Annotated in this window: 22 protein-coding genes and 2 pseudogenes; 17 read left to right on the forward strand and 7 right to left on the reverse strand. The window is 45.1% G+C overall.

Annotated elements, in window-relative coordinates; translation table 11 throughout:
• Positions 1-215, forward strand: a pseudogene (locus C7Y66_RS32520) (methyltransferase type 11); the annotation flags it as partial.
• Between the two features lie 159 nt (positions 216-374).
• Positions 375-971: a histidine phosphatase family protein gene (locus C7Y66_RS17755; protein ID WP_158265950.1), complete on the forward strand. Its 597-nt coding sequence runs from the start codon at positions 375-377 to the stop codon at positions 969-971.
• 93 nt (positions 972-1,064) lie between these two features.
• On the opposite strand, the gene C7Y66_RS17760 is transcribed toward C7Y66_RS17755, so the two are convergent.
• Positions 1,065-2,516: a bifunctional orotidine-5'-phosphate decarboxylase/orotate phosphoribosyltransferase gene (locus tag C7Y66_RS17760; protein ID WP_106546615.1), complete on the reverse strand. Its 1,452-nt coding sequence runs from the start codon at positions 2,514-2,516 to the stop codon at positions 1,065-1,067.
• Between the two features lie 92 nt (positions 2,517-2,608).
• On the opposite strand from C7Y66_RS17760, the gene C7Y66_RS17765 reads away from it, so the two are divergent.
• Together C7Y66_RS17765 and C7Y66_RS17770 are read left to right on the forward strand one after the other, a co-directional pair.
• Positions 2,609-4,183: an ATP-binding protein gene (locus tag C7Y66_RS17765; RefSeq protein ID WP_106546616.1), complete on the forward strand. Its 1,575-nt coding sequence runs from the start codon at positions 2,609-2,611 to the stop codon at positions 4,181-4,183.
• 2 nt (positions 4,184-4,185) lie between these two features.
• The gene (locus C7Y66_RS17770; RefSeq protein WP_106546617.1) at positions 4,186-4,866 is read left to right on the forward strand and encodes a response regulator transcription factor; all 681 of its coding nucleotides are present in this window, start codon (positions 4,186-4,188) and stop codon (positions 4,864-4,866) included.
• Positions 4,867-4,898: 32 nt separating this feature from the next.
• Here C7Y66_RS17770 and C7Y66_RS17775 read toward each other — a convergent pair whose 3' ends face one another.
• Complete coding sequence (locus C7Y66_RS17775) at positions 4,899-5,237, reverse strand: hypothetical protein (RefSeq protein ID WP_233222731.1); 339 nt, start codon at positions 5,235-5,237, stop codon at positions 4,899-4,901.
• Between the two features lie 213 nt (positions 5,238-5,450).
• On the opposite strand from C7Y66_RS17775, the gene C7Y66_RS17780 reads away from it, so the two are divergent.
• The 3 genes from C7Y66_RS17780 (at position 5,451) to C7Y66_RS17790 (ending at position 7,015) form a co-directional block, all read left to right on the forward strand.
• Positions 5,451-5,747, forward strand: coding sequence for a hypothetical protein (locus C7Y66_RS17780; protein WP_015154263.1), 297 nt, complete (start codon positions 5,451-5,453; stop codon positions 5,745-5,747).
• 9 nt (positions 5,748-5,756) lie between these two features.
• Positions 5,757-5,993 (forward strand): DUF4327 family protein, encoded by a 237-nt coding sequence (locus tag C7Y66_RS17785; protein WP_015154262.1) that lies wholly within the window; start codon positions 5,757-5,759, stop codon positions 5,991-5,993.
• 773 nt (positions 5,994-6,766) lie between these two features.
• A complete protein-coding gene (locus tag C7Y66_RS17790; RefSeq protein WP_199197493.1) occupies positions 6,767-7,015 on the forward strand; it encodes a Mo-dependent nitrogenase C-terminal domain-containing protein in 249 nt (82 codons plus the stop codon).
• A gap of 54 nt (positions 7,016-7,069) precedes the next feature.
• Here the strand turns inward: C7Y66_RS17790 and C7Y66_RS17795 are convergent, their stop codons facing one another.
• Positions 7,070-7,972, reverse strand: coding sequence for a DUF3365 domain-containing protein (locus C7Y66_RS17795; protein ID WP_015154260.1), 903 nt, complete (start codon positions 7,970-7,972; stop codon positions 7,070-7,072).
• 148 nt (positions 7,973-8,120) lie between these two features.
• On the opposite strand from C7Y66_RS17795, the gene C7Y66_RS17800 reads away from it, so the two are divergent.
• The 6 genes from C7Y66_RS17800 to C7Y66_RS17815 all read left to right on the forward strand — a co-directional run bounded on the left by C7Y66_RS17800 (position 8,121) and on the right by C7Y66_RS17815 (position 11,463).
• A complete protein-coding gene (locus tag C7Y66_RS17800; RefSeq protein WP_015154259.1) occupies positions 8,121-8,999 on the forward strand; it encodes a phosphate/phosphite/phosphonate ABC transporter substrate-binding protein in 879 nt (292 codons plus the stop codon).
• A 28-nt stretch (positions 9,000-9,027) separates the two neighbouring features.
• Complete coding sequence (locus C7Y66_RS30585; RefSeq protein ID WP_199197490.1) at positions 9,028-9,171, forward strand: hypothetical protein; 144 nt, start codon at positions 9,028-9,030, stop codon at positions 9,169-9,171.
• The gene (locus tag C7Y66_RS33010) at positions 9,140-9,274 is read left to right on the forward strand and encodes a hypothetical protein (protein ID WP_255410005.1); all 135 of its coding nucleotides are present in this window, start codon (positions 9,140-9,142) and stop codon (positions 9,272-9,274) included. Before C7Y66_RS30585 ends, C7Y66_RS33010 begins: the two co-directional genes overlap by 32 nt.
• 195 nt (positions 9,275-9,469) lie before the next feature.
• On the forward strand, positions 9,470-10,081 hold the full coding sequence (locus C7Y66_RS17805; protein ID WP_106546618.1) for a superoxide dismutase: 612 nt from the start codon (positions 9,470-9,472) through the stop codon (positions 10,079-10,081).
• Positions 10,082-10,291: 210 nt separating this feature from the next.
• Entirely contained in the window at positions 10,292-10,759 is a 468-nt protein-coding gene (locus tag C7Y66_RS17810; RefSeq protein ID WP_106546619.1) for a hypothetical protein, read from the forward strand.
• 59 nt (positions 10,760-10,818) lie between these two features.
• On the forward strand, positions 10,819-11,463 hold the full coding sequence (locus tag C7Y66_RS17815; RefSeq protein WP_106165940.1) for a metalloregulator ArsR/SmtB family transcription factor: 645 nt from the start codon (positions 10,819-10,821) through the stop codon (positions 11,461-11,463).
• A gap of 79 nt (positions 11,464-11,542) precedes the next feature.
• Here C7Y66_RS17815 and C7Y66_RS17820 read toward each other — a convergent pair whose 3' ends face one another.
• The gene (locus C7Y66_RS17820; protein WP_199197491.1) at positions 11,543-13,222 is read right to left on the reverse strand and encodes a radical SAM protein; all 1,680 of its coding nucleotides are present in this window, start codon (positions 13,220-13,222) and stop codon (positions 11,543-11,545) included.
• Positions 13,223-13,372: 150 nt separating this feature from the next.
• Here C7Y66_RS17820 and C7Y66_RS31180 point away from each other — a divergent pair, with 150 nt between their 5' ends.
• Entirely contained in the window at positions 13,373-13,537 is a 165-nt protein-coding gene (locus C7Y66_RS31180; protein WP_158265951.1) for a hypothetical protein, read from the forward strand.
• 21 nt (positions 13,538-13,558) lie between these two features.
• On the opposite strand, the gene C7Y66_RS17825 is transcribed toward C7Y66_RS31180, so the two are convergent.
• On the reverse strand, positions 13,559-13,822 hold the full coding sequence (locus C7Y66_RS17825; protein WP_106546620.1) for a hypothetical protein: 264 nt from the start codon (positions 13,820-13,822) through the stop codon (positions 13,559-13,561).
• A 168-nt stretch (positions 13,823-13,990) separates the two neighbouring features.
• Here C7Y66_RS17825 and C7Y66_RS17830 point away from each other — a divergent pair, with 168 nt between their 5' ends.
• Positions 13,991-14,854: a hypothetical protein gene (locus C7Y66_RS17830; protein ID WP_106546621.1), complete on the forward strand. Its 864-nt coding sequence runs from the start codon at positions 13,991-13,993 to the stop codon at positions 14,852-14,854.
• 190 nt (positions 14,855-15,044) lie between these two features.
• Positions 15,045-15,296: pseudogene (locus C7Y66_RS17835) on the forward strand (DUF1830 domain-containing protein); the annotation flags it as partial.
• A gap of 140 nt (positions 15,297-15,436) precedes the next feature.
• Here C7Y66_RS17835 and aqpZ read toward each other — a convergent pair.
• Positions 15,437-16,216: an aquaporin Z gene (gene aqpZ, locus C7Y66_RS17840; protein ID WP_015154250.1), complete on the reverse strand. Its 780-nt coding sequence runs from the start codon at positions 16,214-16,216 to the stop codon at positions 15,437-15,439.
• A gap of 781 nt (positions 16,217-16,997) precedes the next feature.
• Here aqpZ and C7Y66_RS17845 point away from each other — a divergent pair.
• A complete protein-coding gene (locus C7Y66_RS17845) occupies positions 16,998-17,393 on the forward strand; it encodes a CAAD domain-containing protein (protein ID WP_106546622.1) in 396 nt (131 codons plus the stop codon).
• A 23-nt stretch (positions 17,394-17,416) separates the two neighbouring features.
• Here the strand turns inward: C7Y66_RS17845 and C7Y66_RS17850 are convergent, their stop codons facing one another.
• Entirely contained in the window at positions 17,417-21,769 is a 4,353-nt protein-coding gene (locus C7Y66_RS17850) for an ATP-binding protein (protein ID WP_106546623.1), read from the reverse strand.
• Positions 21,770-21,869 lie beyond the last annotated feature (100 nt).

Raw genomic sequence — 21,869 nt, forward strand, 5'->3', positions numbered from 1 at the left:
ATCCACCCTGGAAGCATTTTACGTCAGAATTTATTTGGTTTCACAGACCGCTTTCCGATTACTGGAAAGCATTCAGGAATGCAGGATTTGAAATAACTGACTTTGAAGAGCCAAGAATCACCGAGCAGCAATTTCATTTAGCTGAAACTGAAAAAGAGATAAAAAATGCTCAAAACCGCCCATATTCAGTAGCATTCAAATTACAGAAAATCTAACCGCGATCGCGCCCGAATTGACGATCGAAATGTCAGCGATCGCAATTTTTCCTATCATTTCATATGAAATCTATCTGTAAATTTTCTCGGCTGGGTATGGCTATTGCCCTTCTCCCACTCGCGGCTAGCTGTTTTCCTCTTTCAATTAGCAGCAGCACCATGCCTTTTACTTTGGCATCACCCGATCTCCCCACTAGCTTATCAGACACTCCTACAACACCAAATACTGCTCAGGCAACCGAGCAAGATATTTGGACGCAAATGCGACAAGGAACGGGATATGTCGTGTTGTTACGCCATGCTCAAACAGTTCCCGGAACTGGCGACCCACCAGGGTTTCGACTGGATGATTGCTCGACTCAGCGCAATTTATCCGCCGCAGGTAGAGACCAAGCGGTACGGATTGGCAGAGTATTTCGCGATCGCAACATTCCTATTACTCAAGTCCTTTCCAGCCAGTATTGCCGCTGTTTGGAAACTGCCAAGTTACTCGACTTGGGTGCTGTCCAACCTTCTCCAATGCTCAATTCCATCTTTGAAGACCGTACCACTGCAACTCAACAAACGCAGCAGGTTCGCCAACAGATTCTCAACCATCGAAACACCCCAGGAGTCATAATAATGGTGTCGCATTTCGCCAATATCAGCGAACTCAGTAGTATAGGTTTGCAGTCGGGTGGAGCCGTTGTCATGCGAGCCAATCAGCAAGGCGAACTAAAAGTTGTCGGACAAATTCAGCGCGATGGTAATGGGTAATTGGTAATTGTAATTGGTAATTGTAATTGGTCACTGGTCACTGGTCACTGGTCACTGGTCACTGGTCACTGGTCACTGGTCACTGGTCACTGGTCACTGGTCACTGCTCCCTGTTAAAGTCTGATACTGTGCCTCATCAATTTTGCCTGCTTCATATAAAGTTTGGGTAATTTCAGAAATTTTTAGCACGGCATGGGCGCGATAGCCATTATCTTTGAGCCTATCTCTTACCCCTTCTTCATGGTCGATAAATACAACAATATCTTCTACATTTAAACCCGCCGATTTTAACTTTCCCGCTCCCTCTATTGCACTTTTACCGCTAATCAGAATGTCATCAACGACTACAACTGTCTCCCCTGGCTGAAAATGTCCTTCAATAACTCTCCTCGTTCCGTGGGCTTTAACTTCCTTGCGGGGAAAAATCATCGGGTAATTCATTCGCAATGCCAAGCCTGTAGCAGTGGGTAAGGAACCGTAGGGAATTCCAGCAATGCGATCGAAGTTTAGATTTTGTAGGATTTCTGCATAAGCGTTGAGAACTTGCTCGAAAACTTGGGGATTAGAAATAATCGTGCGTAGATCGATATAGTAAGGAAATTCTGCCCCCGATGCCTGTACGTAGTTACCAAAGATAATGCAGCCAAGATCGTAGAGTTGCAAAATTAATTGGGTGTGGGGGTGTTGTTGCAACAAACAAACATTGGGAAACCACACGTCACACTGAGAAGCACTTTTAACAGCTGCGGTTCTAGCTTGCTCTACTTCTTGTCGCAAAGCTTGAATCTGAGTCGCTGGATTCTTTTGACTCAAAAAATCTTGAGGTACGGGAACGAGTAATCCGCTACCGTTGGAATTTAAACCTGCGGCTAATAATTGAGGTAGATTACTTGCTTGCGCCCAAATACTCCGAGCCATAATCGTTCTTTCGGGAGTAATGGCTCGAATTTTGGCTAGCACGTCAGGGGAAGTGGTTCCAACTTCTAAACAGACTTGTTCGGGAGTCCCCCAGATTTTCGCTTCTTTCACTATTTGTAAGTAAAAGGGAGATTCAGGCGAAGGATATTGCTGTAATGCGATCGCCCCAGGATTAGAAGTACAGCACAATATAAATATTCCCTTGCCGGGATAAACCAAAAATGGCGCGACGCAATCTTGCCCAGGATAAGGACTGAGGGTGACAGCATCGACTCGCCAGCGCTCGAATACTGTTTGGGCAAAAATTGTACTAGTGTTGAGGTCGCTGTGTTTGGCATCCAAAATGATTGGTATGTCTTCAGGTATAGCTTTGAGCGTCCGTTCTAGCAACTCTATACCTGGGACACCTAAAGCCTGATAAAAGCCCAAAGTCGGCTTATAAGCGCAAATTAAATCTGTCGTTTGAGCGATGACAAATTGCAACCAGTCCCCTAAATCATCGATAATACTCTTCTCAGACCGATTTGAATTTTGGCTTGGCATCATTTCAGGATTTGGATCGAGTCCGAGAAACAGCAAACTCTGATTGCGGGCGATCGCAGCGTTTAATTTATCGAAAAATGTCATATACAGTTATCAGTGACTAGTGGCTGGTGTCTGGTGGCTAGTAATTGCGACTTACGACTTACGACTTACGACTTCTTTTCCTAATGTCTCTCATGTCAGTTTTCAAAAAATGGCGATCGCGGTTGAGGCAATTTTCGCTGAAAAATAGATTATTTGCCCCTTTGTATCTTAGTTGTTTGCTACTGATTCTATTCCTTATCGTACAAGGTTCTCTGAATCTACTATTAGAAAAGCTCCATCAGCAAGCCTTTGGTTGGGTGGCTCATTCTTTACTGGTAGAACAGAAAACGGAACAGATGTTGAGTCATGCTTTAGATCAACAGACTTCGATTCGAGGCTATTTAATTACTAAAGATAAAGAATTACTTGATAATTACGATCGCGCTAATAATGCTTTTCATAGTAGTTTTAAATCTTTAGAAAAATTGACAAAAGGAGATCAAAGCCAACTAGAGCAGCTCCAAGTCATTGAATCAATTCATGCAATTTGGCAGGATAGTTTTGTGCAAAGTGTCATAGCTGGTACTGCGAGTAAGACTTATCTACCTGGAAAGATTTTATTCGATCCCATGCGCGATGTTGTCAAAACTATGTTGCAGCATGAAGAAAAAATCCTGTCTCAGCGCCAGCAGCAATTGCAGCAAATTAACCAGATCAAGACTGCGCTGGAAGTCTTCAACGTCTTCATAGCTAGTGTTGGAGTTAGCTGGAACTTATGGTTGTTACGCAAGCGGGTAGAAATTCCCCTACGCCATTTAACTCAAGTCAGCCAAGCTTGGCGGGCTGGTAAGCTGGAAATTCGGCTTGGTTATACTACATCAGATGAGATCGGACGGTTGGCTAGCGTACTCGATGAGATGGCAGCAGAAATTCGTCAGCGTCAAGAATACAGTCAAATGCGTAACCAACAGCTAGAAGATTTAATCTCTGCACTGTCTCATGACTTGCGCACGCCTTTACTCGCCACTCGCAATACATTGCGCCCGATGTTGAATGGGGCTTTTGGTTCTGTTGACGAGACTTGGAGAGAAATTCTAGAAGAGTATCGCCAATCGAACGAGCAATTGCTGAAGTTGGTAGATAATTTGCTGGATGTATCTCGTTATGAAGCTGGTGGCGGACAGCACTTAAACTGGGAACCCTTAGATTGGGCAAAGATTTGCTCTCAGGCTGTGGAGCTGATTTGTCAAATTCACGCTCGCCAGCTTACTCCCACTATTTACATCGCTGCCTCACTCCCTACAGTCTACGGCGACCAGTTAGAAATTCAACGAGTGGTGCAAAACTTATTAGATAATGCCGCACGGGTTAGCCCACCAGATCAAGAGATTACAATCAAAGTCAGTTTGTTAGGAGGCGATCGCATCAAAGTCTCGGTTCGCGATCGAGGTCCGGGAGTCCCACCCCACGAAAAAGACAAACTCTTCCACCGCTTCATTCAAGGGAGAGGTAGGCGGGGTGGTGCAGGATTGGGTTTATATCTCTGCCGTCAGATCGTCGTTGCTCACAGAGGTACGATCGAAGTGGATAGTCAGCTAGGTGAAGGCAGTACCTTTTGGTTTACCCTGCCAGTTTCTTTGACATTCGATGGGGAAGCGGGAGTCGGTAGGGGCGGGTTTCCAAACCCGCCCGTACAGAAGTCGGGAGTCGGAGGAGTCGGAAACTAGTAATGAGCGAATATCAGACAGAAAGTGCAGTACGAATTTTATTAGTCGAAGATCATGCTTTGATGCGTCGAGGGATGAAAGGACAGTTTGCCCTCGAACCCGATTTTTGTGTCGTGGGAGAAGCTGCTGATGGCAGGGTGGCAGTTCAATTAGCTGCCGAGTTAGAACCAGATGTCGTATTAATGGATATCGATCTGCCCGTGATGGATGGGATCGCGGCAACTCAACAAATCAAAAGCGATCGCTCCACGACGCGAATACTCGCCTTAAGTGCTTTTGATAATGATACTCAAGTAATGGGCATGTTAGCCGCAGGGGCTGATGGCTATTGTCTCAAAACAATTGAATGGGAACAACTGCTAGCTGTAATCCAGTTAATTCAAACTGGTGGCGCTTATCTCGACCCGCAAATAGCCCGTAAAGTGGCACGGATGCTCAAGCCTAATCCGGTAATTCCCGTCAAAGAACAGTATTCCACCATCTCACCTATTCCAGTTCTCAGCAGCCGCGAACGAGAAGTTCTCAAACTAATTGCTGAAGGATGCTCGAACCAAGAGATTGCCCAACAACTATTTCTTTCCCTGGGAACGGTCAAGTCTTACGTGCGGATGATTCTCAATAAACTGAGCGTTGACGATCGCGTTCAGGCAGCAGCTTTAGCCGTGCGCGAAGGACTAATTTAAATTACGTGAATTAAATTACACGCATGACATCTTCAATTGAAATCTTGTAGCGTTCGCTGCAACATCTTTGCTAACTCTGCCGGATTAGACGCAATCGGCAGCTTGAAATTTGCCTCCAGTTCAGACCACAAAATAAAAGGCTTGTCTGTCTGAAGATAGAGTTGTTCTGGGGCGGGCAGACATATTATGAGGATGTCTGGATCGAACAGAGTTATCTCCTCACCAGTAGGAACCCCATAGTAAGGTAAGACTTCTACCATTTGTTCGAGACAGTAGCGGCTCACACGTTGTACTGTTGCAACAAGTCTACCGAGAATCATGACCCGGCAAGGCTGCTTGTTATCGCACAATTGATGCAGAAATTCAGTCACGAACAGACAGTTTTTATTTAATAGAAAGTTTGTTAACTCAATCACACTAAACTGGATAACTTTATTTACGCCTCCATCAAGTGGATATCCAGGTGGATATTTTTTTTTAGTGAAGAATGCAGCCTACAAGTATCCACTGGGTAGTTTTTCCCAAACTGTATCTAGCAATACTGTATTAATGCTTAACAGAATTAGGGGTTTCGGACAGTAGCTGTGGATACAACAGAACAGGTTTATCAACTCATCAAGCAATGGTGTTTTGCAGGCGATCGGTTTCAGGCGGGTGCTACTTTACGCCAGATTGCCGTCATTACTGAATGTTTGCCAGAAGTACCCGAACAGTTAACAGACAAGCAGCTTAAATACATTGTGCGATGGATACAGGAAAATCACCCAAATGCTTACTTGTGGGCAATGGGTCAACGCTGTGTCGGTCATCCAGCCGCAGTCTGGGGTATGGGCTTACCAAATTTAGATTCAGTGATGCCGAGAATTGCTAGTAGTTTCTGAGCGAAAATCATGTCTGTAAATGCACTACTTTCACCAGTTGAATATTCTTTAGACGTTATCAAACACGAAGTCTTACATCTAGTACAGAAAGGAATTATTAGCCGTAGGCAACCAATGTACGTCCTCTGCGAATACATCCCAGCTAGAGATTGGACGGCTTTTGAGCGAGAATTGGAAAAACACGAGTACAACTTGCGCGATCGCATTGCCGATCTGCTCGATTGCGAACGCTGGGAAAATGATTAAACGCATGGCAAAGGACTAGGGTAGGACTAGGAAGGCGATCGCAGGGTAAAGAGAGAAAATTACTCTCGATCTATATTCCCTAGTTCCGAACGCCGAACAAAAGATTTTATCTATTTACATTAGATTATTTATATACAGCGATTTCCACTCTAATGCATTACATCTGTAGGGGCGCACAGTTGTGCGCCCCTACAGATGTGTGTACTTCATCTGCTTGAAAACTGCTATATATCTATTCTCAGCTAGATAAGGCAAACAGATTTGTAGAGGCGTACGTATGTGCGCCTTGTTATATATTGCCAACAATTATTAAGTAGAAAAGTCAGGCTCATGCACTCTAGCTTAGGGAAGAATAAAACAAGCTTAGGTAGTGAAAAACTTCTTTCTTGAGATACTGTGTGCTGATGTTTTAGATAGCTAGATTATATATATGAAATCACAATAAGCTGCATTAGCAATCGATCCTGCTAAAACGCTTGCAATACAAAGATAATTTGCTATTTTTGAATTAGGAAAGCAAATAAGTTTTCTCTATCAATTCAACGCAATTTCGAGGGAGAAAAGTTAGCGATCGCGCTTTCTAATTCTGCGTGTCAATTTTCCAGAAGTTAATCGCCGCTAGGCAATGTCTTTGTATTTTTAACGCCATACATTAAGAAGAGCGTGAGGAAGGTAGCTTACATATGATTCAGGTTGTCAGTTTAATTTCCCTTGTAGTAGAAGCAAGCATTTCACACAAGTCCCGTCCATCGATCGCATTTACATTATCTCCAATGAAGTCTTTGAAACAAAGGATAGATACTTTTGAGATTGCTCACCCCCAAGTTGCAAAATTAATTGCGAAAACTATTCCAGCGCAATGTCCTTTCGAGCGAGATATTATTCTATTCGGTCATAAAGTAGGACACATTCCTCCTCTATGCAAACTCAACCCCCTATACGAGCAATTGGTCGGTTTGAGATTTCGTGCTTTATGTTACCTTGCCGACTGCTGCGGTGAAGACATTCAAGCATACTGTTAAAGAAGTCAGAAGTCAGAAGTCAGAATTAACTGACAACTGATAACTGACAATTGTTCATCGCGTTTGCTGACTGAGTAACTTCATCGCAATTTCTAAGCTCGATTTCATCCGATTGAAAGAAGCTGCAAGGATGCCAATTTCATCATTAGAATTTTGCTCGAAATCTGCACTCATTTCTCCCGTGCTAACTCGCTCTGCGGTTCTAGACATTTTCCTAATTGGCTGAATTACAGAGCGTTTTAAGAAGAAGTTCAGCCACAATACGACGATCGCAAAGATTCCAAATAATATTCCCATAACTAGAGATAAAGAGCGTCTAGAACTCTCAAAAATCTCGCTCGAAGGTACAGAAATAACTTGTGCTGCTACAATTTCATTGAGTTTCCAACCAAAACCCCATTCCGAGCCATAGGTAGCAATTTGGCTTTTAGGTGCTGCTTCTGGGGTAGAGTGACACCGCAAACAGCTTTCTTTTGTTATCGCTAATGGTCGAGCAATGTAAAAGACTTCTCCGCCTGGTAAATTGCGAAAACCAGAAATTTCTTTAGTGTTTGATTCGTTGCGGAAACGCTCGACAATTTTAGCTTCAAAAGCATCGGCTTTATCACGTAAGTTGGTAGGATTAAGCGTGGCTTCTTTATAAAAGAAGTTTCGATACTCTTCGTTTTTACGCAAGTTTTCAAAGACTTCCGTAGCGGAGTAAGCTGGCACTGTTTCAGGAATAAAGACTGGTTCGGTTTCGAGTTTAGGTGCGAGTAATGGGTTGACACGCTCGTTGGTATATGTCCTAACCGCATTCATCGCTTTGATCAGAATTGCTGCTTGAGAACTAACTTCCCTTTCGGCTCTCTGTTCGAGTACCTTGGAGAGTGCCGCACCACTGATGATAATCCCACCGATGAAAACTACGACCAACATTAAGCTAAATTTGGCAGTAAGCTTAAGATTTTTTAACATTTTGGCTTGTAAGTAGAGATTTATTTTACGATGGTAAAAGAAGTGTATATAATGCTACTTAAAATTATAAATTGTTTTCATCTTTCCCCCTAAGTGGAGATCGCACCTCATCGATCCAGCAATACTATTCAACTACAGCTGGGTGAAAATGAATTCCAGATATTCGCGTCGTCTCTTTTTACTTCAATTATTCTTCTTAGCAGCTTGTGGTTCGCGATCGCTACAAGGTGAGGGAGAAGAGTTAATTATTGGTACAGTTAGCTACTCTGAAGGTCAACAGACGCTCAGTCAGTACGATCGCTTGATCAATTACTTAGGCGAGAAGACTGGTTCGTTGGTGAGGCTAGAGCCTGCCTTTAATGAGAATAAAGCCATAGAACGAATTCGCAATCGCTCTTGGTCGTTGGTGTTTGCTCCTCCAGGCTTAGCTGCGATCGCCATCACCCAGCAACAGTACCGTCCCCTGTTTACCTTGGAAGGAGTTCAAAACTTACGCTCGATTTTGGTTGTTCAAGAAAACAGCCCCATTCGCTCTCTGAAAGACTTAGCAAATAAAACAGTAGCCCTGGGTCAACCTGGTTCGGCAACGGGATTTTATTTACCTATTTATAATCTGTATGGCTTAACTTTAGCAGAAATTTTATTAGCGCCTACGCCAAAAACTATATTGAGTTTGGTAGCGGAAGGTAAAGCAGATGCGGGAGCGCTTTCTCAAAGAGAATTTAATTTTTATAAAACGCAGTTTCCGCAAATTCCTTTTCGCGTTTTATACACCGATCCGCACAGCGTACCATTGGGATCTGTTTTAATTTCGCCAACTATCGAACGCAATCGCCAAGAATTTATTCGTCAAATTTTAAGCGAAGCTGCTTCCGTTTTAGCTCAAGAAACAGGTTACGTTCCTACAGGTTCGATTCCAGATTACCGCTACATGATTTCTGTAGTCGAGCGTGTCAAAAGCATTTTTCCCTACGAACTGCAACCAGGAAGCGCGCAATTGAAACCCGCACGGTTGTTTAAAGGGTAAGTGGTTGTTGGGAAGTGGGTGGCAAGTAGTGAGTAGTGGGGAGTTGGTATTAATTGGCGGAAGTGTATATGCGATCGCGATCGCTTGGACGCGGCTATACTTAGGAGTTCATTATCAAGCGCGATATTTTAGCAGGATGGATGGTTTCAGTCGCTTGGGCAATTGGAGTTAGCTTTCTGGTCAGACTCAAGCAAACTGCGGCGATCGCTCCTCACACCGAACAGCCAAAAAATGAAACTACCTTACTACCCGAAGAAAGCGAGGAAAAGTCGTAAGTCACAAGTCATTCTCCCTGCTCTCTGTTAATCTCTAACCTTTGAGACAGGAAAGGCGATCGCCAAGATTGTTACGTTTTGGTTGTGATAGTTAGCACTTGCTCACAGAAATTGTCATATTTTGATAGATGTTTCTATCGAAAGTTTTGATATATTAGTCTATCGAAACCTCTAGTTAAGAGGAAAAAAGAGTTTATGGCTTTTGAACTGCAATCTCTACCCTACGCAAACGACGCTTTAGAACCTTACATAGACGCGCAAACCATGCAGATCCACCACGATCTGCATCATGGAACTTACGTAAACAATTTAAATACAGCACTGCAATCGCAACCAGATTTACAGAGCAAAAGTATTGACGAATTGATTCGCGACCTGAATTCATTACCCGAAGCAGTTCGTACTCCTGTCCGCAATAATGGTGGCGGACATTTCAATCACTCGATCTTTTGGACATTGATGGCTGCTAATGCTGGCGGAGAACCCACAGGTGCGATCGCTCAAGTCATCAGTGATAATTTTGGCGATTTTGAAAACTTCAAAACTCAGTTTAACGATGCTGGTACAAAGCGCTTTGGTAGCGGCTTTGTGTGGCTAGTCCGCTCGGCTGGTGGCAAGTATGAGATTGTCAGTACGCCCAACCAAGATAATCCTTGGACGGACGGACACTTCCCCATCATGTGCAATGATGTTTGGGAACACGCATACTACCTTAAATATCAAAACCGTCGGGCTGAGTACCTCAAGCAGTGGTGGAATACAGTCAACTGGAGTGAGGTCAACAACCGTCTATCGACAGCGCCATAATGTAGCTAGTTAGGTAGAAAAGATCCCCCCTAGCCCCCCTTAACAAGGGGGGAATCAATTCCTTATAAAAAAGTGAGGAATGAACGTCCTTCTGGAAGAGAGGAAACAAATGCCCCCGATTTGGCGGGGGTTGGGGGATCGAAATCTCAAACTTCTAGTGCGTAACTCCTGCTTGTAAAATTCAAAATCTCATATCGAGCGGATGTCTCTATGGTTCCAGCTAATTTCGTAGAGCGTAGAAGCTGCGATCGCATTTTTTCTAACCGGAAAATCATTTCTCTCGGTGTAATCGCAGTTATTCTCTATACGGTGGTAGGTTTCTGTCTTGCCAGTCTCAAGATTAATTTGGGCTTTTGGTCTATAGGAATTCTGTTCTATCACTGGCAGCTAGCAAACTTAGTCGGTGTAGCTAGCAGTCGGTATCGACAAAACGGATCGATCGCCTTGACGGGATTAGTGGGTACGGCGATCGCCTACCTCGTCCAGCAGGCAAAATCGAGCTTGTTGCCCTATCACTGGTTGGCAATTGGTCTAGTGGCAACGATTAATTCTTATGTGATGACGGCGATCGCGCTAAGGTATTGGCAAAAACTAGGAGCGATCGCATTTACAACAGCAGTAGCATGGTTGGGCTTATTGTTGGGATGTATAGCATATAACTATCCCGGCGTTTCTTAAGCTAAGTTAAAATTTGCGTTAATCTAGGTTTGATAGCCCAGTAAGCCTATCTACCTGGCATGAATGATGCGATCGAGCGGGTAAGGGTCAAAAATCAGATTTTATCTGTTATCAAAATGCACGGCTCGCAAACGGCTGTGGATTTAGCCACTAAGTTGCAGGTTTCACCTATGGCAATCCGCCAGCATATGCAAACTCTTCAAGATGAGCAATTAGTCACTTATAGCGAGCAAAAGCAAGCGGTTGGTCGTCCAGTCAAGTTTTGGCAATTAACCGAGAAAGCCAACGCGCTTTTTCCCAACCATCACGCCGATCTGGTGGTGAAATTAATTGAGGGAGTCCGCAAAGTATTTGGCGAAGCTGGGTTAGGAGTATTAATTGGCGAACGTACTCAAGCTCAAATTCAAACATACTCGGCGCAGATGCAACACGCTCAAAACTGGCGAGAACGAGTGGCAATTCTAACTCAACTGCGGACTCAAGAAGGGTATATGGCAGAGATAATTGAAGAGTCACCAGGAGTCTTGTTACTGGCGGAAAATCATTGTTCGATTTGTGCGGCTGCCCAAAGTTGTTCGCAATTGTGCAGTTCAGAATTGCAAGTGTTTGAAACTCTGCTTGGTTCTGATGTTAACGTCGAACGAGTTGAGCATATTTTAAGTGGCGATCGCCGTTGTGCTTACCGCATTTCTAGTTGTAACTGAGACAAACTACTCACTACTCCTGTACGGGCGGTTTACCTGAAATCTCTGTGAATAGCAAAGTTTCTTGGTAAACCCGCCCTTACGATTCACGACTTACTGATAAAGCTAAATGCTTTAATAAAGTTGCCTGTGACAAAGGTGCTTGCAGGTGACTCCAGGGTAAGACTTGTTCGTGCGACCAATTGCGAAACACGTAGAATTCTAAATCGGGTATTTGTCCGCGTAACTCTTTAAAAGCGCGGCGATAGCTACCGAGACTGTCACCATAGTTGCGCGTCAATTCCAACAGGCGGGATAAACGGCGATCGCCTCTCGATATTAAAGCCTGAATCACCGACCAGTTATAGCTTTCGGGACGAAAATCAATCCCTTGGGGTTTGAGGTGTTTCTGTAAATATTGCAAGCGCTTCTCGGCTTGGGGATTGACTCCGTACCACTGAAACGGCGTGTGTGCTTTGGGGACAAACGTACTGCATCCCAAGGTTAACCTTAATCCTGGGGCAGCTTTTTTGAGCGATCGCATCATCTTAACTGTTTCTTCCAGATCTTCGGGTTCTTCCCCAGGTATGCCCACCATACCGTAAAGTTTCAAGCTACTCAGTCCTCCCGCTTTGGCATTTACCGCTGCTTGGACGATCTCATCGTTATGCAGTTTTTTGTTAATAATTTGACGCAACCTTTCCGAACCGCTTTCGACAGCAATGGTGAGCGATCGCGTGTCTCTTTTTGCTAAAGTCTGTGCTAGTTCTACTGTGACGGTATTTGTCCGCACCGAGGCAATGCTCAAACGGACATCATCGTATTTTGGTTGACTTAAATAAGCTAATAAATCGTTAAATTCTGGATGTTGGGTAACGGATGCCCCTAATAAGCCTATCCTATTTGTAACTGTCAGTCCTCGTTCGATCGCGGGAATCAGAGAACCTTCCAAACTTGCCGTGCGAAAAGGTAGAGTGAGATAGCTAGCCAGACAAAAGCGGCACATCTCAGGACAACTGCGTACCACTTCCACCATAAAAATATTTTCCCAGGCTGCTTTTTCAGTCACAACCGTAGAAGCAGATAGAGTATTACCTCGATAAGTTTGCTTTTCTATCTGATGGGGAATATCTGGCGCAATTGGTTTAATGGATTGAATACAACCTGTAGGATCTTCATACGTCACCTCATACAAGCTGGGAATATAGATTCCTGGTACTTGTGCTAGGTGATGTAATTTAGTTTTTCTATCGGCTGTCCGAACTTGTTTGTAAGCTGAAATAAAATTTCCTAATAAATTTTCTCCATCTCCCAATAGAATCACGTCAAAAAATTCCGCGAAGGGTTCGGGGTTAGCCGTCAAAACAGGACCACCACCAAATACTAGGGGATCGCTGTCAGTGCGATCGCTGGTATGAATTGGAATGGAGATAGATTCTAATAGACTCAGAATATTAACATAATCCAATTCCCACGAACAAGAAAAGCCGACTAATTCAGGTTGACGTGGCAGCGGTTCGGATATATCTGTAAATAAGCGCCTGACATCAACATCAGCACGCATTGCCAAAGTTGCCCATACGACTTGATATCCCAAGCTGGTAATTCCCACGGTGTATTCGTTAGGAAAGGCGAAGATAGCGGGGATCGCATCGGATTCTGGAGTTGTTGGGGTAAATAGCAGGCGTTCGGCGGAAAATGTAGATTTACGGGAATCGGGAGTCGGTAGGGGCGGGTTTAAAAACCCGCCCGTACGGGAGTTGGGAGTCGGGTAATTCATGGAATGACATTTGTAGGGGCGCACAGCCGTGCGCCCTTCCAAGGGTGCGGGAACAAGTTTGAATTATTTAGCTATCTATATCTAATTTTAAGACCTAAAATTATATTGTTCTCTATGATTTGGTAAAAGACAAATAACCGATCGAAAACAATGCAACCCGATCTAATCAATTTGTATATTACCAGAGATGAATTGCAACAGCTCGCTGGTATGAGCAGAAGAGACTGGAAAGCATACGATACCTTAAAAAAACCAGACAACATCCAAATTATTATTTTGCCAGGATATCTAGAGCAAGTTTTTTTACTAGGTTGAGGATTAATTCCACTTTATTACTTATACAAATCGCAGCATCCTTGGTAGTACTAGCATGACGAAAGCTGCCAGTAACGCCCCCACCACAATACTAAAAATTGCCGCATCAAAACTACCAGTCACCGCTACAATCGAGCCAGGAATCAGCGAACCGCCAACACCACCAAACAGGACAGAAAGCCCGTTGTACAGACCTGTTCCCGCACCAACTCGGTGTGGAGGTAACAAGCGATGTTTTTCTAATTCACGCATCACCTCTTGTCGCAGCAGACGAATGCCGTTCAAACACCCTCTTTTCAATTGAATTTTATCGGCGATCGAGTAATACGGACAACGATCTGAAAACTGACCTTTTCTAACTTACCCAACCTATTAAATACCTGAACTTATTTATATCGACAACACTCGATATATCAAAGAACATACTGAAAGCACAAATTAATTGTCCTGTTAATGCTGAAAACTTATTCGTTTAGTCGTCGCTCTCTATTATTATTAATATTCGGTTTACTACTAGCATTTTTCATATCAGCAGCTCAGATCGTCACAGCACATGCCACAGCGATTAAAGTTAATGCGATCGAAAAGAGTGGCTTACATCAAACACTCGTGCAAGCAAATCCAGATAATCTTGATGAAAATTCGGTGGAGCTAATCATCAGCGATATGCAGGGTCAGCATGAAGGTAAGATGCGCGGAGTACCAGCATCATATGACTGGTCGCAAACTCCAAGAGTCAAGTTAGGTAACAATCCTGGAGAATTGCAAGCACTAATTGGATGGGGTATCGTCAACGAAGCAGCCGAGGGCAATCCAGCTGCAAATACTCGTGTCGAGCTAGGAGAAATTCACACCTATCTACTACAAAAAAGTAACAACCGATGGTTGGCTTTGCAGAGTTCTATTCCTGTAGGAGCTGCATATAGGGAGGACTTTGCAGGAGGCATCAATATTCCTGCGGATATTCGGCAGGAGCCACAAGGCACTATCTCAGTGACAGCAGGCAATGGATATAATTTTCATTTTTGGTCCAGAAACAGAGCAGGAATAGATCCAAATGATATCGCAGGTGTGTTTACAACGTTTAGAGCCAGATTAATTCTCGATAACCCTAGTCAGCCAGACGATCGCGATATCGCGCGATATCTTGCTCTAGCTGGAGCCGATTATTGGACAAATGTTTGTTCGTCCAGTGGTGAAAGAAATGCAGATGCTGCGATCGGCAAAGCCAAGTATGTTACGCGAGAATGGAAATATTTCAACATGACAACAGCATCTCCAGAAGTTCTCAGAAACAATCCTCCTCCACTGGAGTAGCAGATTTTGACGCATTGGCGTTAGTAACTAGTGCCAATGCCTATAGAGGCTCTGTAAGTCTCAAGCGTGGATTTTTCACGTCCACGTTTGAGCAGAAGCCTGTACAGTAGGAAGCCTGCGATCTTCTCGCAGGTAGTTTACGTTAGCATATGTCAAATTTGTTTTGGCGCTGTTGCCAGGAGGCAAAACTATGGCTCAGATCGTAGACTCCTTACCTAATGAGTACCAAAAGCGCATTCTGTGCAACTATAAGAATGCAACAAGTGGAATTCAAATTGCACGGATTACGAATATTCCTCACTGGTACTTGGAGCGAGTTGTATTTCCCGGTCAGCACTTGCTATTTGAGGCAATCCCAGAAGCGCAGTTAGAGATCCATAGTGCTAAGATAGCTAGCGCTATTCCTGCTGACACCATTCTTTGCGAACAACTCCAAGTTGATGCAGGCGAAGAAAATAACTAGATCGAGATCTGCTCTCACGCTCGAAGCAGCACTACAGGCTGGCATGGCACGGTTGATAAAGGGCGCGTCCTGCACCCTTTATTCAACTTAAGAGAGTTGAACAGCACTTAAATAGTTATTCAGCGTAATGTTTTAATTGGCTCGGCAGGTATTCGCTCTTTCCTTGACTCGGCAAAGAAACTAGAGTAGAAAAAACCTGCTAGGACTGCCCCTAAAATTGGAGCTAGCCAAAACAACCAAAGTTGAGCAATATGCTCCAAGCCAGCAAAAAGTGCTGGACCCGTGCTGCGAGCAGGGTTGACTGAGGTATTAGTTACAGGAATACTAATTAGATGAATTAAGGTCAGTGCTAACCCAATAGCAATGGGAGCAAAACCTTGGGGAGCGCGGCGATCTGTTGCCCCTAAAATCACCATCAAGAACATGAAAGTCATCACGACTTCGGTTAAGAAGCAAGCTGCTAAAGAATAACCACTGGGTGAATGTGTACCGAAACCGTTGGTTGCCAATGGGTTTGAGCCTGCAAGAGTGAAGCCCGCCTTACCGCTAGCAATTAGATAAACAACTCCCGCACCCGCGATCGCACCTATGACTTGGGCAATGATATATGGCAGTAGTTCAGAACCAGGAAATCGCTTGCCAGCCCAGAGTCCGAAAGTTACAGCTGGGTTGAGATGGCAATCAGCAACGTGTCCTAATGCGTATGCGATCGTCAGAACTGTCAAACCAAAAGCGATGGATACACCAACTAGTCCGATCCCTAGTGGAAATGCTGTCCCTTCACCTAGTTTTGCTGCATCTGCTGTAAATGCTGCTGCAAGTACTGCACTACCACAACCGCCAAGAACTAGCCAAAAAGTCCCAATCGACTCCGCTACGCACCGTTTCATAAGTGCCATATTCATCTATTCCTTACACTGAGTAAAAAGTTTTTTACGCAACAGATAAAGACAAACTTTTGACTGAGAAGTGAAGCTTCTTCTCGATCAAAAACGAGTTTGAATTGTATCGTTTTATGCCAGATGCAAAGTAGCTAGAGTATTGCCCTATCTCACAATGCATTCATAAGTTAGAGGACAGATAACAGACCTGTTTCCGTAGACTCTACACTTGAGTTGAACACACTTTACACTTAATTGAAAGCGAGTTTTATCTACTTAAAGAGATAGTCTAATAGTAGTACTAATGAAGACAGTAGCTGCTCTTAGCCATTTGAACAAACGGGAAAAATTCAATCTGAAAATCTGCCCGCAACTTCTGAATAGGTCGGGATTAATTACAGTAATCTATAGTAGTTCTCAATGATTTGTAAAGTAGGCTTCTAGCCTACGGCAGGCTAGAAGCTGCTCCACGTTCATGAATCAAATAGGATTGCTATAGCAAGCGAGATCGAGCATTTAGCTTTTTCATCAATCCAGGCACTCTATTCCAGGGGACGTTAGAAGTTAATTTGACCAAAACAGAACCAGTAGCAGAAACAACTCGAATAGCTAATGCCAACGGACGATCGCTCAGAATACTGCTATTAATTTCTCAGTGTGAGGAAGGCAGAAAAAACACATAACTTACGGTAGAAACAGCAGGCTTAGTTATCAGCTAGCTTAATGAATATATTGCATCAGATGCAGCAGTACGAGCGTGCGTCGGACATAAATACCATAAATAATAAGTAGGCAAATCATGCAACAGACAGAATACATGACCGACACTTCAGAAGTTAGAGAAACATCAGAATCTACATCTCTAACAACACCATCGACTACAAAACAACTTGAAATGCAGGGACGGCAGATCGGTAACAATATAGTTGCTTTTTTTACGGAACTACCGAAACACGTTAGTAGCTTCTGGCAACAATACAAACAACCAATTACGAGCATTCTTTTAATTTTTGTTGCCTTAATTGCACTCAGAGTCTTGTTTGCAGTCTTGGCTGCTCTCAACAGCATTCCATTATTAGCACCGACGTTTCAACTAATCGGAATTTTCTATTCGGTGTGGTTTGTCTATCGATATCTGCGGACAAAATCTAATCGGGAGGAATTGGCAAGTAAGTTACAGTCACTTTTTGAATAGACGATCGGATTGATATCTGCTGACTATCGATCGCACAGAACGGCGATCGCCTGCACTAACTGCTCTGGTTCTACAGGTTTTGGCAGATGCAGCTGAAATCCTGCTTGCCTTGCAAGTTGGCGATCGCACTCTCCAGCGTAGGCAGTTAGGGCAATTGCCGAAACTTGCCCCCCTGCTTGCGGCGATCGCTGCCTGACTTGTTGCATTAACATGTAGCCATCGAGATCTGGCATTCCAATATCGCTAATCAAAACGTTAGGGACGAAGCGATCGAAGATAAGCATTGCTTCTGCTGCCGATGCTGCGACCTGCACTTCTGCCCCATACTGTTCTAAAACGAATTGAGCTAAATTCAACATATCGGCTTCATCATCTACGACTAACACGCGAATACCTTGTAAAGGACAGGCAAGAAAGGATGAAGTGGCGCTTCGATCGCTCATTTCTGAGCTTTCATCCTGAAGCAGAGGTAAACTGACGGTGAAAGTTGCTCCCTTTGCTTCTCCAAGGCTTTCGGCTTTGACTGTACCCCCATGTAACTCGGTGATGTGGCGTACAATTGCCAGCCCTAATCCTAATCCGCCAAATTTTCGTGTCGTTGTCCCATCTTCTTGCCGGAAGTAATCAAATACGTATGGTAAGAAGTCTGAATTAATTCCTTTTCCAGTGTCGCTGACTTGGATTTTAGCGTAGTTGGTAATTGGTAATTGGTAATTGGTAATTGGTAGTTGGTAGTTGGTAGTTACTGAGTGGCTGGTGGCTGGCGGCTGGAATTGCTTCCTTGTCTCCCTTGTCTCCCTTGTCTCCCTTGTCCCCGACTCCCGACTCTCGACTCCCGAAGCTACTCCCATCAGCGAAACCTCAATCCGCCCCCCTGACGGGGTGAATTTAACGGCATTAGAGAGTAAATTCCACACAACTTGTTGGAGACGATTTGCATCCCCACAGACTAATCCTACGTTGGGGGCAAATTGAGTTTGAATCTGAATGTTTTTTGCTCGTGCTGCCAAGCGCACGGTTTCTATAGCTGCCTCAATTGTAGTGGTTAAGTTGACCGAGGTGATGTTGAGCGCCATTTTTCCTTGTAATATGCGCGAGACATCTAACAAGTCTTCAATGAGTTGCGTTTGTAGTTTGGCATTGCGCTCGATCGTTTCTAGGGCGCGATCTGTTGCTTGTGCGTCAAATTTGCGAGAACGCAGCAGTTTTGTCCAACCTAGTATCGGGTTGAGGGGCGATCGCAATTCATGGGATAGTACAGCCAGAAACTCATCTTTAATTCGATTGGCAGCTTGGGCTTCTTCCCGTGCTACTCGTTCCTGCTCCAGCAGTTGTTCGCGTTCGGCTTCAGCTTGTTTTTGCTTGGTGATATCGCGTGAGATTGATAGCAGTTGTGCAACCTGTCCCGATGCATCTCGGATCGGCGTGATTATGACATCCCACCACTTCGACTTGCCCTTTGCCGTGGGACAGAAGCCTTGAAATTGACCGACATTGCCCGCTTTGGCTACGGCGATCGCTGCTTCTGCACTTTGGCGATCTTCACCCTGCCAGTAATCAAGCCAGTTCGTGTCGAGGAAAGCTGTAGGATTGTCAATTTCTAGAAGAGCCAAGCCGCCTGTATTCACGTAAAGGAGTCGCCCATCTAAGGATAAAACTTTAATGCAGTCTTGACTGCTTTCTAAAATGCGTCCCTTCAGTTCTTCACTCTTTCGCAGGGCTTCCTCAGCTTGTTTGCGATCGCTAATATCCCGATAGTAGAGGGAAAGCCCGCTGGATGAGGGGTAAGCGTGAACTTCAACCCACATGTCGTATGGTTGATAATATTCCTCAAACTCAACCTTGACTTGCTCGAAGAGGGCTCGACGATATTCAGATTCAAACCGACTGCCAATTGTATCGGGAAATACTTCCCACAAAGTTTTACCCAGCAACTCTTCTGGTGTTTTTTGCGTCAATTTTGCTGCTGCTGGGTTGACATAGGTATAGCGAAACTCGCGATCGAAGGCAATAAATGCATCTGTCACCCGTTCGAGTATGATTTGTTCCCGCCGCGCTGCCTCTTGCCGCATTTGCGACAGCTTCAGGGTTGCTTCGACTCGCGCTAACAACTCGCGGGCAGAAAAGGGTTTGATCAAATAATCATCGGCTCCTGCTTCCAACCCTTCGACTCGTGCCTCTTCTCCCGCCCGTGCCGAGAGGAGAATTATTGGCACTTCCCTGGTCTGGGGATCGGCTCGTAGTGCTTGCAACAGTCCAAAACCATCGAGTCCCGGCATCATTACGTCAGTTAACACCAAGTCGGGAAGGCGATGGTCGCGAACGGCAGCCAAGGCAGCTAATCCATCTGACACAGCTTCGACTTCGTATTCCCGACCTAGCAACCTCTTGACATAATCGCGCATGTCTGCATTGTCATCAGCGAGGAGAATGTAGGTAGGGGAGTCGGGAGTCGGTAGGGGCGCACTGCTGTGCCCCCGTACTGGGGAGTCGGGAGTTGGGTGTAATTCTTCACTGCTCTCTACTCCCTGCTCCCTGCTTCCTGCTTCTGGTAGCCAGCGCAGTGCTTCTTCAACATAGGGAGCTGTACCTAATGCGGTTGAAGCTAGAATTCGCGGGCTGCTAATCCGCTCTGGAGGTAAATGAGCTTTCCCTGTAGGAATCGACACGGTGAAGCAACTGCCCGATCCTAGAACGCTGGTGACTTGCACCGTACCACCGTGCATTTGTACCAATTCTCGCACCAAAGATAAACCAATTCCCGACCCTTCAAAAGTGCGTCCTTGCGCTCCTTTAACGCGGTGAAAACGTTCAAATAAATGGGGAATTTCGGCAGCGGGAATTCCGATTCCGGTATCTTGTATACTCAGCTGGACGCAATCGCCTAACCACTGCAAACTGACGGTAATTTCTCCAGCCAGCGTGAACTTGAAAGCATTTGAGATCAGGTTTAAAACAATTTTTTCCCACATTTCCCGATCCACATACACGGGTGCAGGTATGGGCGGGCAATTAACCGATAAGCGCATTCCAGCTCGTTCGAGCGCGGCACGAAAGACGCTGGCTAGTTCGGCGGTAAAGCTAGCTAGATCGGTGGGTTCGTAGGAGGCTTGCACCCGTCCGGCTTCAATTCGAGAAAAATCGAGTAGCGTATTGACCAATTTCAGCAAGCGGAGTCCGTTGCGCTGCACCATCTCCAACTGTTTGCGGTCTTCTAGCGGTAGGAGGCTAGAGCAGCGGAGCAAGGTTTCTTCTATTGGACCCAACATCAAAGTCAGTGGGGTACGAAATTCATGTGACACATTGCTAAAAAAAACAGTTTTGGCGCGATCGATTTCTGCTAAAGCCTCTGCCCGTTTGCGTTCTTCTTCGTAAGCTTGGGCATTGGCAATACTCGCAGCAATCTGCGCTGCTACCAGATCGATGAATCCTTTGTAGTTATCGTCGAACAGCCGAAACGGATTCAAACCAGCAACTAATATCCCTGCCTTCCCTGTCTGACCGGAGGGAGCAATCGGTACGGCTACAGCTTGATGAGGCGATCGCTGCCAAGCACCCATCGGTAGATTGCTAAAATGCGACTCTAGATCGGAAACTAGCATTGCCTGTTGTGTCTTTAACACCCGGGCAAAGGGCAAAACCGAATTCTCATCTAATGCAACTGTTTCGGGGGCTACTGCGTGTCCCCGTTCGATCCCACTCGTCCCAGCCAGAGAAAGGCATTGCTGCTCTGGATCGACTAAATATATGGCAGCGAAGGGCAGATCGTAAAGATTGGTTTGCAAACAGCTAGCGCTCAGCGTACAGGCTGCATCAAATGTCCGTGCATCTGCTGTTTTCGCTGCTAGCTCTTGCAACAGTGCCAACTGACGTTCGCCGATGACACGCTGTGTATCGTCCGTGTTAGCGCAGATAATGCCCCCTGTGCCACCATCATCATCGGGAATTGGGCTATAGGAGAATGTATAATAGGTTTCCTCTGGGTAGCCGTTGCGCTCCATGATCAGCAACAGTGATTCGTCATAGGTTCCTTCATTTTTCAGCAGTACCGATTCTGCACGGGGAGCAACCCGATCCCAAATTTCGCGCCATACAACAGCAGCAGGTTGTCCTAATGCCTCTGGATGTTTGCCACCAACAATAGACTTGTAGGCATCGTTGTAGAGATTGATTAGCTCCTCACCCCACCAGACAAACATTGGTTGGCGACAGGTAAGCATAATCCGCACGGCGGTTTTCAGACTCTGCGACCAATGCTGCGGTACACCCAGCGACGTTTTCGACCAATCTTTTTCTCGCATCCGCGCGCCCATCTCGCCGCCACCGAGCAGAAAATTGGTATTGGCATTGCTGGATGATATTGACTCTTGCGTCATTCTTTCTCTCTGCCGCTCTACTTTTGAGTCATCTCTGAGCTTAGTGGTAGTTGCCGCTTCGGGCTAATAATTGTTGGCTGTTCGAGGACGATCGCTTGTA

The organism is Chroococcidiopsis sp. CCALA 051, assembly GCF_003015105.1.
Lineage (GTDB): Bacteria > Cyanobacteriota > Cyanobacteriia > Cyanobacteriales > Chroococcidiopsidaceae > Chroococcidiopsis > Chroococcidiopsis thermalis.

Excerpts from the sequence above, each read along its gene's own strand:
- C7Y66_RS17800 (WP_015154259.1), top strand. The coding sequence starts at position 8,121 with ATGAATTCCAGATATTCGCGTCGTCTCTTTTTACTTCAATTATTCTTC.
- C7Y66_RS17845 (WP_106546622.1), top strand. The coding sequence starts at position 16,998 with ATGCAACAGACAGAATACATGACCGACACTTCAGAAGTTAGAGAAACA.
- C7Y66_RS17830 (WP_106546621.1), top strand. The coding sequence starts at position 13,991 with ATGCTGAAAACTTATTCGTTTAGTCGTCGCTCTCTATTATTATTAATA.
- C7Y66_RS17810 (WP_106546619.1), top strand. The coding sequence starts at position 10,292 with ATGGTTCCAGCTAATTTCGTAGAGCGTAGAAGCTGCGATCGCATTTTT.
- C7Y66_RS17805 (WP_106546618.1), top strand. The coding sequence starts at position 9,470 with ATGGCTTTTGAACTGCAATCTCTACCCTACGCAAACGACGCTTTAGAA.
- C7Y66_RS17850 (WP_106546623.1), bottom strand. The coding sequence starts at position 21,769 with ATGACGCAAGAGTCAATATCATCCAGCAATGCCAATACCAATTTTCTG.
- C7Y66_RS33010 (WP_255410005.1), top strand. The coding sequence starts at position 9,140 with ATGGTTTCAGTCGCTTGGGCAATTGGAGTTAGCTTTCTGGTCAGACTC.
- C7Y66_RS31180 (WP_158265951.1), top strand. The coding sequence starts at position 13,373 with ATGCAACCCGATCTAATCAATTTGTATATTACCAGAGATGAATTGCAA.
- aqpZ (WP_015154250.1), bottom strand. The coding sequence starts at position 16,216 with ATGGCACTTATGAAACGGTGCGTAGCGGAGTCGATTGGGACTTTTTGG.
- C7Y66_RS17790 (WP_199197493.1), top strand. The coding sequence starts at position 6,767 with ATGAAGTCTTTGAAACAAAGGATAGATACTTTTGAGATTGCTCACCCC.
- C7Y66_RS17820 (WP_199197491.1), bottom strand. The coding sequence starts at position 13,222 with ATGAATTACCCGACTCCCAACTCCCGTACGGGCGGGTTTTTAAACCCG.
- C7Y66_RS17795 (WP_015154260.1), bottom strand. The coding sequence starts at position 7,972 with ATGTTAAAAAATCTTAAGCTTACTGCCAAATTTAGCTTAATGTTGGTC.
- C7Y66_RS17785 (WP_015154262.1), top strand. The coding sequence starts at position 5,757 with ATGTCTGTAAATGCACTACTTTCACCAGTTGAATATTCTTTAGACGTT.
- C7Y66_RS17755 (WP_158265950.1), top strand. The coding sequence starts at position 375 with ATGCCTTTTACTTTGGCATCACCCGATCTCCCCACTAGCTTATCAGAC.
- C7Y66_RS17765 (WP_106546616.1), top strand. The coding sequence starts at position 2,609 with ATGTCAGTTTTCAAAAAATGGCGATCGCGGTTGAGGCAATTTTCGCTG.
- C7Y66_RS17815 (WP_106165940.1), top strand. The coding sequence starts at position 10,819 with ATGAATGATGCGATCGAGCGGGTAAGGGTCAAAAATCAGATTTTATCT.
- C7Y66_RS17770 (WP_106546617.1), top strand. The coding sequence starts at position 4,186 with ATGAGCGAATATCAGACAGAAAGTGCAGTACGAATTTTATTAGTCGAA.
- C7Y66_RS17760 (WP_106546615.1), bottom strand. The coding sequence starts at position 2,516 with ATGACATTTTTCGATAAATTAAACGCTGCGATCGCCCGCAATCAGAGT.